The organism is Hoyosella sp. YIM 151337, assembly GCF_026041215.1.
Lineage (GTDB): Bacteria > Actinomycetota > Actinomycetes > Mycobacteriales > Mycobacteriaceae > Hoyosella.
In genome coordinates this window covers 1-15,747 of sequence record NZ_JAPEIQ010000039.1, presented here as the reverse complement: position 1 = coordinate 15,747, position 15,747 = coordinate 1, and the positions used below count along the sequence as shown (strand labels likewise).

Below are 15,747 nucleotides of genomic sequence, written 5' to 3'. Positions count from 1 at the left end.
CCCCGCCCGCCTTTGCACAAAGGTTTATTTGGCGCGCGAAAAACTCTCACGAGGAGTCCTGACCTATGGATATCGAAACGATCATCGCACTCATCGAGGCGACCGGTGGATTTGGCGATATTGGAGCCATGTTCAGTGGCTTTGCCGACTTCCTGAGCGCAACCACTGGCTCGATTGAGCTCTTCGCAAGCCTCGGTGACGCCGGAGACGCAGGCGCCACTGGCGCGACCGAGAGCACCGAGGTTCTCGCCGCAACCGAAGAGGGCTAATAGCCTGGCATTGCCCGGCCGATCACCACGGCGATGCAACTACTACGCTACGTCGTATGAACGTGGTGATTGGTTTTGTCCTCGCAACACACATCATCGGTGTCGTCGCCCTGCTCGGCGGCGTGCTGTACCAGATGAAGGCCATGAAGACAGGCGACGCCCGCATGGCACCTGGGATGCTCCACGGCGCGTTTCTGTTGCTCATCTCCGGAGTCCTCCTCATCGGCCTCAATGAAGCAGCGGGTAACGACCTCAACCACATCAGGGCCGGCATTAAACTCATCGTTCTCGTTGTGATCACGGCGCTCGTCTACATCAACCGCGATGAGCCGCGCGTCTCGAACGCACTCATCGGCACCGTCGGCGGCTTGACGACCCTCAATATTCTGCTCGCCACCATGTGGTGAGCAGAATGTGGACTTCTGCCTCCACTTTCCGGAGGCAGAAGTCCACTACCGGAACCCTGCCGACCATGCAGCGGTATGCTGATCACGAGGGCTCGTAGTGAGGGCTCTGGTAACGGGGCGCCAACGATTGGGGCCGGCGATGGTTGACGTTGATCCGGAAGTGACGCAGCGCAACCTCGCTGCACACATCCCGGACGAACTCACAGCCGCCGGATTCAGCGACGTGCATGTAATCGCGCGTGGTGGATTCGGTGTGGTCTACCGCTGCAACCAGCCTGCCCTCGACCGCGTGGTCGCAGTCAAGGTGCTTTCCGTTGATGGCAGTCCCGACAATATTGATCGCTTCATGCGCGAGCAGCGCGTCATGGGGAAGCTCTCCGGCCACCCGAACATCGTCGATGTGCTTCACGTTGGCAAGACCGGATCCGGCCACCTCTACCTCGTTATGCCGTACCACCCGCGCGGCTCCCTCGACACACTCATCCACCGCAATGGACCCTTCGAATGGCGCGAGGCGATCCGCATCGGCATCAAGATCGCTGGTGCCCTCGAAACCGCGCATAACGTTGGGGTGCTGCACCGCGATGTCAAACCCGGCAACATACTCATCACAAGCTACGGTGAACCACAGCTGACGGACTTCGGGATTGCCCGGGTGTCGGGCGGCTTCACCACCACCGCCGGCCTCCTCATGGGTTCCCCCGCTTTTACCGCGCCGGAAACACTCACAAGTGACACTGCCTCTGTCGCCGCCGACATCTATAGCCTGGGCGCAACAATTTTCTGTGCGGTCACCGGTCACGCGGCGTTCGAGCGCCGGGAGGGTGAACGCGTCATCGCACAGTTCGTACGGATGACCACCCAGCGACTCCCCGATCTGCGGGACGAAGGCGTTCCGCCGGAAGTATGCGCCGCCATTGAAACGGCGATGGAGCGCGACCCGTCGGCCCGCCCGGCGTCAGCCGCTGCGTTTGGCGAGTTACTGCGCGACGTGCAGCTCCGCCTGGGGATCGATCCTGACAACATGGCGATCCCCGATCAGAGCGTGCGTACGCGGCGAGCGTTTTCTGCAGTCGGTGAGGCAACCATGTCGCAGACCGCGCCGCAGCGCACGCCGGCGCCCTCATCTCGGCACACCCCACCCGCACCTGCGCCAGCGACCCGCTTCCGGCCACCGTCGCCGGGGCGTCCGCTTGTTCACCGCCAGCGCCTTATCAGCCAGCTGATGTCTGCAAAGCGATACCGTCTCACCGTTATTCACGCCCCTACCGGCTTCGGCAAGAGCACGCTCGCCGCACAATGGGGGCAGCAGTTAGCCGACAATGGCGTGCCAGTCGCTTGGCTGACCGTCGACAGTGACGACAACAACGTCGTCTGGTTCCTCGAGCACCTCATCGAAGCCCTGCGGCGTGTGCAGCCAGAACTCGCGCAAGAGCTCACACAGGTGTTGCAAGAACATGGCGATGAGGCGGAACGTTACGTGCTCACTTCATTGATCAATGAGATCCACGAGCGCGGGCAGCACACCGTCCTCATCATCGATGACTGGCATCGAGTGACAGCACAGGTGTCAATCGAGGCGATGGAGTTCTTGATCGACCACGGGTGCCACCATCTGCAGATAGTGGTGACCACACGCACTCAAACCGGGCTGCCGGTGGGCCGCATGCGCGTGCAAGACGAGCTGGTGGAAATCGACGCCGCGTCGTTGCGGTTCGGCAACGACGAAGCTCGAAAGCTACTCGTCGACCACGGCAAGCTGCCACTCTCATCCGCTGAAGTCGACGAGCTGACGCGGTCCACTGATGGGTGGGTTGCCGCGCTGCAATTGGCGTCGATCTCGCTGCGCGGACAGTCGAACACGAGTGAATTGATCCATCACATCACTGGCCGTCATTACGCGATCGAGGAGTTCCTCGCGGAGAACGTCATCAGCCGCTTAGAGCCGCGGATGCTGGAGTTCCTGATGTGCGCGTCGACGACAGAAAAGACGTGTGGCAGCCTCGCGTCCGCCCTCGCGAACGTCCAGACCGGCCAGCTCCTGCTCGAAGAAGCGGAGGAGCGTGAACTGTTTGTCAACCGCGTCGACGAGCAACGTGAGTGGTTCCGTTTCCACACCATGTTCGCCGAATTCTTGCAGCGCCGTTTGGAACGCGAGCAACCGGACCGGCTCCCGCAACTGCACCGCACTGCGTCACGCTGGTTCGCAGCCCACCACTCCCTGGGCGACGCAGTCGACCATGCGCTTGCGGCCCGAGACACCAATGAGGCTGCCAAACTGATCGAGAAAGACGGCATGCGCCTGATCGAGCTTTCCCAAGTCGGCTCGCTTGCCGCGCTGCTGGCGAAGCTGCCACCAGGTGAGGTGCACGCAACTGCGCGGCTGCAGCTGATCATGGCGTGGACGAACGTCCTGCTGGTTAAGGTGCCGGAAGCGCTCGCGCTCCTCGCCCGACTGCAGACCATGCTGGCGTCTGATTCGCTGCCAGAGGACGAAAACGACCAGATCCGCGTTGAAGCTGACGTGGCTCGCAGCGTGATCCGCTGTCTCACTGACCATTTCGACAAAGTGGACGGCCTTGTCGAAACGTGCCTTGCCCAGCCTGAACGGTTTTCGGCCTGGCTGGTGGCGTCTGCGGCAAACGCCGCTACCTTCGCTGCGGGAGCACGTTTCGACGTCGCCGAGGCGCGACGGCTGCAAGAATGGGCACAGCCGTTCCACGAGCGGGCCCGCGGCGGACACAGCATGATCTATGGGGCGGCTGCCCTCGGTATCGCTGAGTTCGAAGCGCTCAATGTGGACGCGGCGGAACAAAGCTTCAGACGGTCGGTTGAGGCTGTGAAACGCATAGCGGGCATGAATAAGCACGCAGCGCGCCTGCCCGCCGCACTGCTCGGCCGCCTGCTATACGAGCGCGACCAGATGGATGAGGCGGAGTTCTTCATCACCGAAAGCCAGCTCGTCAGCGCGCGCGCTGGAATGGCCGACTTCCGCTATGCACGCTTCGGAACTGGTGCGCGCATCATGGCGAACTACGGCGACCTGGCTGCGGCAGCAGAGTTCATCTCGGACGGCATCGAAAGCGCCGACAGCGATGCGCTGCCGAGGCTTCGCGTGGGCCTGGAGTACGAAGCTATGCTGCTTGGTCTCGACGCCCCTGCCGGCTTCGTGCCGGTTGCTTTCGACGCTCGGAAGCGGCCCGTGACCCTGCGCGACGCGCGCCTGCTGCAACTGCGGGAAGCGTGCGCGATCCTGCTGCTGAGTCGCGCCGACGCCGCACCGGCGCGCGAACTCGCCTGCCAGTGGGCTGACGAGTGGGTTTCGATCATGGCGGAGTTTCCGCACCCTCGGGGGCAGCTCATAGCCAAGCAGCTACTCGCTCAGTGTTTGTGGGCGGCGGGCAAGCGCGATCAGGCAGTCCGCGCGGTGATGCCAGTCCTCGCCCAGTGCGAGCAAGCTCGGATGCCGAGATTCGTTGTCGATGCTGGCGATGACATCGCGGAGCTGCTCCTCCACGTGGAGCGTGAGATGACCGCATCCGCCGAGTCGGTGGCCTGGCCGCCTGTTTCGGCCGCCTTTCTTACTCGGGTGCTTCGACTATCTCAAGAACGAAGTCGATGACATCACGCAGCACTTCAGATTTGTTGGTTTCATTGAACACTTCGTGACGCGCACCGGGAAAGATCTTGTCACTGAACCGGGCGCCGCGGATCTTGTCGATTCCGAAGCGAGTGCCATCGAGGGGAACGAGCGCGTCCTCCTCGCCGTGCACCCATAACGTCGGCAGGCGCCCAAGGCTTCCAGCATCGTTGATGGTGTCGATGCACCTGAGGAGGGCTTCTAGGGTGGTCCGCTTGAACTTGCCGTGCCACACCAGCGGATCATCTTGGTATACACGCCCCACATCAGGATCGCGAGAGAGTGTTGCGGGATCGATTGGCACGTCAGGAATTTCCGCTGCCGCCAGCAGACTGGCGGCAGCATCCCACTGCCCGAGGACGGGGCCCGAAAGGACGAGTGCTGTGAGTTCGTCTCCGTAGCGCTGCGCGTACCGGGTGGCGATCATCCCGCCCATCGAATGGCCGATCAAAACGACAGGAAGGTTCCTCTGGTTGACCTGTCCAGCGAGCGCGTGCACATCGTCCACGACCTCTTCGTAGTCGGTGATCAGAACGCGTTCGCCTGCGCTCTTGCCGTGCCCACGATGGTCCAGGCCGTGTACCTCTGCTCCGGCGTCGACGAGCGCCTCAGCGACGTGATCGTAGCGGCCGATGTGCTCGCCGTACCCGTGGCACAACAGTGCGCAGAATTTCGCCCCCGAGTTATCCCAGCTGCGTGCATAGATACTGCCGCCGTGCCCGTCGAAGTTCCATTCGCGATAGTCCGTCACCGTAGCCTCCTGGATTGCTGATCCGCTGACTCCAGTGTGTGCTCAATGCAGCGTCCTGACCGCCGATGCCCGAAATAGGTGGGTTTGGGGAGGTGTGGGCGCACTATCTAGCAGCAACGATGACCGCACTGCGGCCGTGCCGCCACACCTCGCCCACGGCCCGAAAACCAGCGATCTGCATAAGCGTGATGTGCGCTTCTGCGGACAGTCCGTTGTCACCACCCTCTGGCAGCGCTGTTCGCGCCCGCGCACTGAGTGCCGCCGCGACCCGCGGATCTCGCTGCACACTCTCCCACCAGCTGTTCCAATCCTCGCCGATCCAGTCTTGCCCAGGCAGCGCCGAAGCGGCGGTATCAAGAATGGCGCACGAGAGCGGGAACATATCAGCGTTGATCAGCACCGCGCCGGTGGGCAGTAACCGGGCCAAGTCACGGTAGATCGCGCCAAGAACGCTCGTGGACGGGTAGTGCAGCGCGGTCGATGACACGACGGCTGAGGGGGCGCTGTACGGCTCCAGGCACCTCTCCCACCCGGCGTCTCCGATCATCGCCTGAACGAATTCAACGCCCGGATACGCAGCTTTTCCCAGAGCCAAGAGGAAAGGGTCGGCGTCTACGCCAATCGGCTGAGCATCGGGAATGTGCAGAGCAATGCGAGCCGCGAGTGATCCGGGTCCGCACCCTAAATCCACGACGGGTCCGCTCACGTCAAACGCTTTCAGCACCCCGCATATGACGTCGAAACGTTCTTCCCGCTGGAATGCGTACCGCTCCTGCTGCGCGTCCCAGCGTGCCAGCAATTCGCGCGCGACGTCTGTGCTGATCACGACGCTACCGCCCGATCCAGTTCATCGATACGCGACGCTGGTGTGCGCACGAATAGGGCGGCGGCCAGCGCGGCAAGTGTCGCGACCGCGCAGAGCAGGAATCCATTGCGGCCACCGGATAGTGCGGTGATCGGGGCGTGTTCTACTGCGAAGCCGGCGATGGCGGCCCCCAGCGCGGCGATGGCCATGTTGGTGGTTGTGAGCCAGGTGTATGCCTCGTTGCGCATCGTCTCCGGCGTCAGTTCCGCAACGAGGCTGGCCGTCACGGCAAGCGCCGGCGCGATGACGCCGCCTGTCACCACGAGCAAGACCGCCAGCGTCCAGGCGTTCGGCGCGATGATCCAAAGCAGGTAACCGGCACCGAGACCACCGAGCAACACCAGGTATTGCACCCGCAGCGGCGTGTTCAGCCGAAGGCTGCCGAACCACAGTCCCGCAGCTGCGCTGCCCAGCGACCAGACCGCAATGTACGCACCTGTGACGGCACCGCCCGACGCTCCATAGTTTTCGCTCGCGTGTGCGGCGAGTGCGACTGGGGCGGCACCGAAACCCAGCGCGACACCGGCGGCGCTGACGAGGAGAACAACAAAGGTGCCAGCGCGCAGTGGGCCGAGGCCCCGGGTGAATCCTGGACTATCTGTCCGGGCTGCCCGCATGGCGGTGCCGCGCGCGATCCACAGCGTGCCGATGAGGGTGCACACAGCGGAGCCGCCGAGCGCAACAGCGGGGCCGCTGACGGCCGCGGATTCGGCACCCACGAAGAACCCGGCGGCGAGAATTGACGTCGAGAGAATCAACGGCCCGATCACGAATACGAATTCGAACATCGCAGATTCCGCAGCCATCGCCGTGGGACGTAACGCAGACCGGCCGGATCCGGGTGACGTCAGCACTGACCAGGTCGCACGTATCGCTGGGGACACTGGGGGAAACGCTGCGCCGGAGAGCATCGCGAAGGCTAACAGCAGCGGCATTGCCTGCCCGGTGAGCACGGTCACGAGCAGCGCCAACTGACTCAGCGAGTACGTCACGGCGTAGAACGGCAGCACCCGGCTCGCGCTGAACCGGTCCGCTAGCCGTCCCGCGATAGGGGCAGCGAATGCTGTTGCGAGCGAAATGGCCGATGCAACCAGTGCGGCTTCCGCGTAACTGCCCCGTGTTTCCCGGACGAGCAGCAGCCACGCGATCACCGTGACACCTTGTCCGAGGCGGGCCACAAAACCCCCCGTTACCAGGCCGGGGGCACCCGGGATATGCCACATATCCCGGTACACGCTGAAATTCTTCATGCGGTCACCGGAGCATGCGGATCGATATCGTAGAACCCATGCCCGTCGAGGTAATGGACAGTCAGTAGGTCCCGTTCGAGCACCGACTGTTCGGGGTGTGCTAGCCCTATCATCATCGGTTCGGTCGTGTCCGAGATGGTGACGGGAATCGGCTGACCCGGTTTGATTATCTGGATCTGGTTGTGAAAGCTTTCAAGTTCTTCGACCTGGTCAACTAGCGGGTAGCCACGCAGCGTCCCCGCTTTCGGCGAGGTGAGGAACACCATCGCTACATGGTTCCGAACAGCTCTCGGCGCCTCATACCGTGCTATGAACCGTTGCGGGTCAGTGTAGGCGTCAACCGTCCACTCGATCTGCGATTCTCCGCCAGCAAGTGTTGCGTAGTACGCGGTGTCGGCACCGGATATCCGCGCTCCAATCTCTACCAAACAGGGACCGGACGCGGTATCAATGATCTCCAAATGTGCTGGCCCATAGTTGATTCCGAGGCATTTGAGCACGGCAAGCGCGTAACGGGTGAGAGCATCGCAGCGGGGATCATCGGCCGGCACCGACACAGCTGCGCTCACCCGGTCGCTGACCCCATTGGCCGAGATCTTGGTGTACCGCCACATGTCAGTGACGCGGTGCAGGCCCGCGCAACTCACAGTGTTGACGACATACTCAGTGCCGACGAGATACTCCTGCGCGACCACTCCCTCGTTGCGCACCGAGAAGATGTTTTCGGTTTCGCGGATCGATTCGTACGCGAGCACCGAATCGTCTGGTGTGCGACAGAATTGGACACCGTCGTTACCTGCGCTGCGCAGCGGCTTGATGACGACACTGCCGCCGAGTGCGTTGTGCCAGGCATGCACGTGCTCACTGCTCTGCACGAGGATCTGCCGGGTAGCGCGCAGCCCTGCGGTGCGCAGCAGCTCAATCTGGTTGAACTTGTTTCTGCGTGCCTCGCTGTGTGTGGTGCCGTTCGTTGGAAGTGCGAGCGTGTCGCTCAACTCGTCTGCGAGTTCGACGCCGCATTCACCACCGGCAATAACCGCGTGTGGAGCGTATAGCTGGAGTTCCGCAGCGGTCCCGTCGCGATCCCCGCGGTGAATAATGTTGGCGGTAAATACTTCCCGCATAACTGTTTCGTCCAGGCCTGGCTGATAAACGCGCGGCACCGCAACGGTGCTTTGTACGCGCACCACCGTGTGGCCGGCCTCGCGGAACGCCCGAGCGAGACGCACTGAAGGTGCGTAGACATCGACGATTGCGACAGTGCTCATGAGGTCTCCTCGTTGAGATCGGTGAGGAAATCGACCAGGCGGACAATCTCTTCGACGGTGTTGTATACGTGGGTGCTCACCCGGACAGACGGCGAACTTTCACCATCGCGGGCCTGGCAGTGGCTATCCGCGCGCACGAGAAATCCGTGGCTTTCGAGAACAAAGCCCAGGTCATGCGCGTCGATGCTGTTGTGCCGGAACGACACGATGCCTTGCCGGCGCTGCACCACTGAATCGAGCGCCAAACTGGCTTGACATCCAAGCACTTCATACGACTCGAGGCGGCTGAGTCCGTCGGTGAGAATCGCGCCGAGACCGGATGTCCACGTGTCGATGTCGTGGAGCCCCGCGCGCTGCAGCCATTCCAGTGCGACAGACAGGCTGAGGATGCCCACCGTATGCGGGCTGCCTGCCCAGCCTGCCGGTGTGAAGGCCGGGCCGCGCCGATTACGGCTCCAGATAGCACCAATCCCGGGCATTGCCATTGCTTTGTGTCCGGAAAACACCACGAAGTCCACGTCGAGCGCCGACATATCCACGTCGAGGTGCCCAATACTTTGCGCGGCGTCCAGACAGATGACCACCTCGTCGCCTGCGGTTTCGCGAATGCGGTGCACGTTCATGTCCACGCCATAGACATGGTGGACGTGGGTGGCAGCGATGAATCGGGTGCGCGTATTCACGAGTGCAGCAAGCGATTGCTGGCAGTAGTCACCAGACTCTGACTCGTACGGCAGCGGATGGACAGTGATCGTGACGCCGCGGGCCGCGAGCTGGTCCCGGGCTTCGAGCCATGGCATCGCGTTGGCTTGGTGGTCCGCGAAAGGCACGATGATCTCGTCTCCGTGACGCAGTTCCTGCACGAGCCAGTCCAGTGCCACGCGACGCAGCCCTTCGGTCGCTCCGCTCACGAAATGCACACCGGACGAGTTCGGTTCCGGATCGTGCAGGAACCGCTTCACGTGCTCACGCGTGCGATCGATCATGCTGGTTGTTTGGTTCGCCCACGGGTATGAACCGCGACCGGCGTTGGCATTGCGAGTGCGAAGGTAATCCTGAACGGCCTCGAGTACGGCGAGCGGCTTCTGTGCCGTCGCCGAACTATCGAGGAATGCGACGTTCGGATCGACGGTGATCTGTGGAAACTGGGCGCGCAACCCCTCGTGCCAGTCGGCGAGCTCCGCGAGCCCGCTGGGCAGTACAGCGGCATGCATCATGTCAATCCCTCACTAGCGGTGCACCGGCGTCGCGCCATGCGACGATTCCTCCGTCAAGGCTTCGAATGCCGGAGTGACCCATTCGGTTGAGCAGTGCCGCGTACTTCGCCGACTTCTCCCCGATGGGACACGCAAGCAAGACCGGCTGCGTTTTCCCGAAAGGCAGACCCCCGCGAAGGAGTTCACCGAACAATTCATCGACGATGTTGATCGACCCGGCGATACGGGAGGCGGTGTACGCGAAAGCACCGCGCAGATCGACGATGACCGGATTGGCATCCACGATCCACTGCTGGGCCTGTTGCGGAGTCAGTGCCTGCACTTCGGCGAGCTCTTCATCGCTCACTGTGCCCACAGTGTTGGGACGGGCGGTCTGGCCAAGGAGTTCAGGACGGCGTGCCCGCACATAGCTCATATAGGATTCAACGCGGTCGCACACGATGAAGACCGCGGTGCGCCGCTCGCCCGTTCCCGCTGCTTCGAGCTGGCCGTCGACCTTCTGCAGATATCGCTGGGCACCGAAATATGCTGCGCCGCCGGTAGGCCCGGCAAGCATGCCGCAGCGCCGCACTAGGTCGAGCATCCCATCGATCGCGTCGTCCGCGCTGACAGACTCGATGGTGTCGTAGGTGGCCGGGTCGAAGAGCCCCACCTCATGCACTTCGTCAATATTGCGGATCCCCGGGATGAAATCCGATTTCTCAGCGACGAGGCCGACGACGGTGACGTCCGCGCGAGCGTCGCGAAGCACATTCGCAACCCCCGTCGATGAGCCGGCCGTACCGACGCACGCGATGAAATAGTCCGGCGCCGTGCCCTCGAGATCAGCGATGATTTCCGGCCCCGTGGTGTCAACATGCGCGGCAGTGTTCTTGCTGTTGAAGTACTGGTCTGTGTGGAGATAATTCGGGTCCCGAGCGATTGCCTGATGAATTCGGGTGAGCGGATCATCGACATTCGTCGGGTCAAGGCATTCCGCTTGTCCGGGAAGTTCTTCGATCTCCGCGCCGATGAGGAGCAGCAGGTCTTTTATCTCCGGCACCTTCATGCGATTGGTGACGCTCTTGAACGGAACACCGTGCATGCCAGAGATCACCGCGAGCGCCTTTGCTGTGTTGCCGCTCGACAGTTCGATGATCGTTTGGTCCTGGTTACGGGCATCCCCCAGCGATTCCCGCACCATGCTCCAGGCGGCACGATCTTTCACCGACCCGAAGGGGTTGAGCATCTCAAGTTTGGCATAGAGGTCGATGTGTGTGAGCCCGTGAATCTCTGGACTGATCCGCACGAGCGGAGTGTTGCCGATCGCGTCGGTGATGCTGTCGCATCTCATTGAGTGTCTCCCCCTGCTGTTGTCAGTGCCTGGCGGTCGATCGGCCAGTATTCGTCGTCCAAACACCACCGGTGATCCGCGGTGACTGCGATTTTCCGGGCGATGGGCTGGTGCAGCGCATGGTCGGCGCTGAAATCCATGAAGTAGCCGGCGGTGTTTGGGAACGCGAGCAGATCGCCGGGCTGCGGCATGTTTCGGAAGTAAACTCTTCTGCGGCTGATGAAGTCCGCTTCAAGGCACAGGTTTCCGATCAGGTAGCCGCCGCCAGCCTCACTTCGGCGCGTTGGATCCTGCTGCGGAACCACGATGGGATCAACGGCGACGCCATGTTCTTCGAGGCTGACATCACCGTGATTGATATCGAGCCGGATGAAGGTTGTTTCGCTGTCCGCGTGCCGCACCTCGAGAACCCGTGCCAGCGCGATCCCGCACTGGTCGAGAAGGGCGCGCCCAGGTTCCACGACGAGGTCCAGCATCAGCTCCTGCAGCAGCGTCGCATACGACTGCCCCCACACAGGTGATTGCTGCGTGAGCAGGTTATCGAGGTACGCGGGGCCGGAAAGTGGCCGGTGCGCCGGGTACAGGCTGAGGGCACCGCGGAGTTTGCCGTTCTCCGCTCGCAAGCCGTAGCCGTGCCCGCGCCACGTGAATGACTCACGCTGCCCCAGAACGGCCTCCGTGAGGGCGGTAGTAAAGTGCTCCCACTGCTGTTCGGACGCGAGATAATTGACGCCGTACCCACCGCCGATGTCAACCGCTCGCACAGGGTGACCGGCAGCGTGGAACTCTTGTACCAGCCGGAGGCATCCATCGAGTGCCTGTGCTTTCTCAGCAATGCCAATTGTGTCGAGATGGTAAGCGACACCGATAAGTTCGAGTTCGTCACGGTATCCGTCGAGGACGTTGTGGTAATGACGGACGTCGGCTTCGTGGATGCCGAAACGAGATTGCCGCGACATGACAGTGGTACCGCTGTTCACAAAGCCGGAGAAGCGCACCATGACGGACACAGGCGCAATGCCGTGGGATCGGCAGATACGCCCAAGGGTGTCGAGTTCGGACGGTGAGTCAGCGTTGACGACAACCCCGGCGCGCGCCGCAAGCCAGAGGAACTCGGGCGTCTTCGGCCCCGTCGCCATGATGCGATCGGGCGCGAATCCGCTCGCGAGCGCATGCTGCAATTCTCCGAGCGACGCGATGTCGATCCGTGCTCGCGTCGATGCAAGGTGGCGAACGAGCGCGGTCGACCGATTCGCTTTGTGCGCGTAGTAGACCGCGCCACCAATACGGTGGCGGTCAAACACGGACGTGAATGCCTTGGCGTTTGCTTCGATTTGCGCAGGCAGCAAGATATTCAGCGGCGAGCCCAGGCTGTGCGCGAGACCGTGGAGGAAGTCCGCACTGTCGAGCAGTTCACGTGCTGCGTGTGAGAGCGCCGGTTCGAGAAATACTTCTTCTTCGCGGAGCGGCGTTATGGCGCAGCCCTTCGCGGTGGGCATGTCGATGCCTGATTCAGCGACAGCTGCCATCAGTAGGCGTCCTCTGGGTAAGGGAGCATGATCGACAGGCAGTCTATGCCATATTGATAATCATTTTCAATACGGACCTGAAGTGCGCGCGGGCACCCCGTCCTACACGCCCCGCTCCATCGGGAAACGGCCCCGCTTCACCGCCTTCTCCAAATCGGCGTAATCGCGTTCAGCCTGGTCCGCGTATTCCATCGCCCATACGGCAACCGCATCGTCGAACGCTTCCGACTTCCCCAGATAACCGCCTATCGTCGCGAATGCGGGACTCTGACTATGCGCACGGGCGAGCAGTCGAGCGCAGATTGTGCCGTACTGCCGGAACTGCGGGGCGGTGAGTTCGCCAACCTCGAAGGAACCCTTCATATCGCGGAATTGCCGAATGTAATAGTCCACTGGACGTTCTGACCTTTGATCCCCCGCCCTGCCCTGAATCCAGCCGAGGAAAGGGTCCGATTGCGCTTGAAGGATCCGCTGCCCGGAAACAACACGGAACCCCTGCACTCCTTTGTTGAGCACCGGGAATCGGCCAGGCAGCGCGAATGGCTGACCGCCGTACGTCTCCAGCACCGAAGGCGGGGCTTCCTTCACCTGGAGAAACAGCGGTTCGTCCCCAGGACCGACGAAGAGAACGATGTAACAGCGCGTCCCCACCGAACCGACACCGACCACCCGCAGCACATAGTCGACAATGCGAAACTGTGAGAGCAACAGCGCAACATCCGCACGCAGAGTCCTGCGATACTGCGCGAACAAGTTGTCGAGTTCCTCGATCGATGCGTGATCGACGTGCTGGGTGACGGGCGGAACATCCTTAATACGCATGTCATCGGTGGACACTAGTTTGCGCAATACCTGTTCTGAAGTACGGCTGCGTGCCTTGTTAACCGTACGGCGCACCGTCTTCCGGTTCTCGGGTTTGATGACCTTCAGGTCTGCCTCGACCGTGAAGTAGTACCGCTCAAGCGCCGTCCGCTCGCAAAGCTTGCGCAGTGTCTCGCGGTAATTGCGAGCCGCATCCCGGGCAGCATCGGCACAAGCATCATCCGATAAGCCTTTGTCACGACCACCGATCACGACGCTCGCAACAAGACGCTTGACGTCCCACTCCCACGGCGCATTCGAAGCCTCATCGAAGTCGTTCAGATCAAACAAGACCCGGCGCTCAGGGGACGCGAACAACCCGAAATTGGAAATGTGCGCATCCCCGCAGCAGACCACCGGCACACCAGTACTCGGACCATGCCTGAGGTCGGCGGCCATCACGCCGGCAGTACCGCGATAGAAGGCAAACGGTGACTGGAGCATCCGCCCGATCCGCACCGGAATCAGATCAGCCAAGCGGGTTTCGTTCTGGTCTTCGAGAATGCCGAGTGGATCGCGGTCATCACCCAGCACCAGCATGCTGTGCGCACTGCGCGGTGTCTCACTGCGCAGTGATCGCCCTTTTGCCCACAACTCTTTCACTGCCGTCACATCGCAATCGTAGGCGCGCAGGCACAACCCGAATGCGGGTTCGGAAACACCAGCGTCGCGCTGGGCCTAGGATCGGAGATGCCGTTTATCCAGCAGCCCCTGGAGCGTCCACAATGAGCAACGTCGAAGCTGACCCTGCCGAACTCCGCTGCCCCGCTAGCGACCCCGAACACGACGCACACGTTCAGATTCTCACGCCGCGTGATGTGCCACTTGGCGGGCCGCGAGCAATGAAAGTGCGGCGCACACTGCCACAGCGGAACCGGTCTTTCATCGGCGCGTGGTGCTTCGCCGATCACTACGGGCCCGACGATGTCGCATCGAGCGGCGGCATGGATGTCGCCCCGCACCCGCACACTGGCCTTCAGACCGTGAGCTGGCTTTTCACCGGCGAGATCGAGCACCGGGACAGCGGCGGTGTGCACGGCATGGTCCGACCCGGGGAAATCAACCTCATGACCGGAGGCCACGGCATCTGCCACTCAGAGGTCTCAACTGCGCGGACAACCACATTGCACGGCGTGCAGCTGTGGGTGGCGCTGCCAGAAGAGGCACGCAACGCGCCGCGCAACTTCCAGCACTACGCACCGGGTGTCGTGCAGCTCGACGGCGCGGCAGTCCGGGTGTTTCTCGGCTCACTGGCAGGGGACGCCTCCCCTGTCGACACGTTCACGCCGCTTCTCGGCGCCGAACTGCTGCTGGAGCCAGAAGCGGCGATCACGCTGGACGTCAACGAGTCATACGAGCACGGTGTCCTCGTCGACACCGGGGCGGTAACGCTGCAGGGGCAACCCGTCAAACAATCTGAACTAGGTTACGTCGCGCCTGGCTGCCCAACGCTGCGGCTTACGAACCAAGCGAACGAGCGAACCCGTGTTGTTCTGCTCGGGGGCCCGCCCTTCGACGAAGAGATCATTATGTGGTGGAACTTCGTTGGCCGCAGCCACGAAGAGATCGTCTCATTCCGGGAGGCGTGGGAAGCAGGCTCCGAGCAATTCGGCCAAGTCCTCGGATATGTCGGCGCCGTGCCCCGGCTGCCCGCGCCGAAACTGCCCAATGCGCAGCTCAAGCCGAGGAGTAATCCGCGGGGGTAATGGCTGGCGCGTGCGGTGAGCACAGTCCGGGGTACAACGCTGGCCTTCAGGGAAGCGGACTTCACCGGCCGGCGAGGCTAAGTCCAGTTAACGCCACAACAGGAGTGGATTCTGAGAAGGTGGCAGCGCATTGAATAGTTCAGCCGGGTGCGGTTATCGAGACGGAGTTTGGTGACGAGTTGACCTCATCTCTGGCGGCAGTTACTCGCGAATGGTGCAGATACCGACGTCGGCCCTTGTCGGAAAGTTCCCGTCGCCACGATCCCAGTTCGACGCTTCCGAACACGAGACACCTACATCCATCGCAGCGGCGCTGATAGTCCACCCGCGAGAACGTTTTCCTATTGCGGCGTCGGCTGGGCACTTGTTGACGCGACGAGACGGGAGCTGTCGCGGGCGTATCAGTTGAAGGGGTTGATGGTGACGGTTATTTGTTCGGTGATGTCGGGGTGTCCGGGTTGTGCGACGGTGACGGTGACGGTGTATTGGCCGGGTGTGGGAAGCCGGAAGTTTTGACCCGGATTTGCTACCCGGCAGGTGTTGGATTGGTAAGACTCGGAGGTTCCGGGGCCGGAGACAGTGATGGTGGTGAATCGCCCCGCGTCTGGTGGAGGGTCTGATTCCCCGAGAGGATGGGTGTCATGCCAGCAC

General features: G+C 62.2%; 12 protein-coding genes and 1 pseudogene. 4 read left to right on the top strand and 9 right to left on the bottom strand.

Annotation, left to right across the window (positions count from 1 at the left end; translation table 11 throughout):
• The first annotated feature begins 65 nt into the window (after positions 1-65).
• From ONR57_RS18225 to ONR57_RS18215, 3 genes are all read left to right on the top strand, one after another.
• On the top strand, positions 66-269 hold the full coding sequence (locus ONR57_RS18225; RefSeq protein ID WP_265124952.1) for a hypothetical protein: 204 nt from the start codon (positions 66-68) through the stop codon (positions 267-269).
• A 56-nt stretch (positions 270-325) separates the two neighbouring features.
• Positions 326-676: a hypothetical protein gene (locus ONR57_RS18220; protein ID WP_265124951.1), complete on the top strand. Its 351-nt coding sequence runs from the start codon at positions 326-328 to the stop codon at positions 674-676.
• A 139-nt stretch (positions 677-815) separates the two neighbouring features.
• A complete protein-coding gene (locus ONR57_RS18215; RefSeq protein WP_265124950.1) occupies positions 816-4,298 on the top strand; it encodes a serine/threonine-protein kinase in 3,483 nt (1,160 codons plus the stop codon).
• Here ONR57_RS18215 and ONR57_RS18210 read toward each other — a convergent pair.
• The 8 genes from ONR57_RS18210 to ONR57_RS18175 all read right to left on the bottom strand — a co-directional run bounded on the left by ONR57_RS18210 (position 4,258) and on the right by ONR57_RS18175 (position 14,002).
• Positions 4,258-5,067 carry an alpha/beta hydrolase gene (locus ONR57_RS18210; RefSeq protein ID WP_265124949.1) on the bottom strand — a complete coding sequence of 270 codons (810 nt, stop codon included), beginning with the start codon at positions 5,065-5,067 and terminating at the stop codon, positions 4,258-4,260. The two genes, ONR57_RS18215 and ONR57_RS18210, sit on opposite strands and share 41 nt — an antisense overlap.
• A 103-nt stretch (positions 5,068-5,170) precedes the next feature.
• The gene (locus ONR57_RS18205; protein WP_265124948.1) at positions 5,171-5,893 is read right to left on the bottom strand and encodes a trans-aconitate 2-methyltransferase; all 723 of its coding nucleotides are present in this window, start codon (positions 5,891-5,893) and stop codon (positions 5,171-5,173) included.
• Positions 5,890-7,182: an MFS transporter gene (locus ONR57_RS18200; protein WP_265124947.1), complete on the bottom strand. Its 1,293-nt coding sequence runs from the start codon at positions 7,180-7,182 to the stop codon at positions 5,890-5,892. Before ONR57_RS18200 ends, ONR57_RS18205 begins: the two co-directional genes overlap by 4 nt.
• Positions 7,179-8,450 (bottom strand): ATP-grasp domain-containing protein, encoded by a 1,272-nt coding sequence (locus ONR57_RS18195; protein ID WP_265124946.1) that lies wholly within the window; start codon positions 8,448-8,450, stop codon positions 7,179-7,181. Before ONR57_RS18195 ends, ONR57_RS18200 begins: the two co-directional genes overlap by 4 nt.
• The gene (locus ONR57_RS18190; protein WP_265124945.1) at positions 8,447-9,667 is read right to left on the bottom strand and encodes an aminotransferase class V-fold PLP-dependent enzyme; all 1,221 of its coding nucleotides are present in this window, start codon (positions 9,665-9,667) and stop codon (positions 8,447-8,449) included. The genes ONR57_RS18195 and ONR57_RS18190 overlap by 4 nt, the downstream gene beginning before the upstream one ends.
• A 1-nt stretch (position 9,668) precedes the next feature.
• Positions 9,669-11,000, bottom strand: coding sequence for a pyridoxal-phosphate dependent enzyme (locus ONR57_RS18185; RefSeq protein ID WP_265124944.1), 1,332 nt, complete (start codon positions 10,998-11,000; stop codon positions 9,669-9,671).
• Entirely contained in the window at positions 10,997-12,529 is a 1,533-nt protein-coding gene (locus tag ONR57_RS18180; RefSeq protein WP_265124943.1) for a Y4yA family PLP-dependent enzyme, read from the bottom strand. The genes ONR57_RS18185 and ONR57_RS18180 overlap by 4 nt, the downstream gene beginning before the upstream one ends.
• Positions 12,530-12,631: 102 nt before the next feature.
• A complete protein-coding gene (locus ONR57_RS18175; protein ID WP_265124942.1) occupies positions 12,632-14,002 on the bottom strand; it encodes a DUF2252 domain-containing protein in 1,371 nt (456 codons plus the stop codon).
• A gap of 113 nt (positions 14,003-14,115) precedes the next feature.
• Here ONR57_RS18175 and ONR57_RS18170 point away from each other — a divergent pair, with 113 nt between their 5' ends.
• Positions 14,116-15,096, top strand: a complete 981-nt coding sequence (locus ONR57_RS18170; RefSeq protein WP_265124941.1) for a pirin family protein — start codon at positions 14,116-14,118, stop codon at positions 15,094-15,096.
• 401 nt (positions 15,097-15,497) lie between these two features.
• Here the strand turns inward: ONR57_RS18170 and ONR57_RS18165 are convergent.
• Positions 15,498-15,747: pseudogene (locus ONR57_RS18165) on the bottom strand (hypothetical protein); the annotation flags it as partial.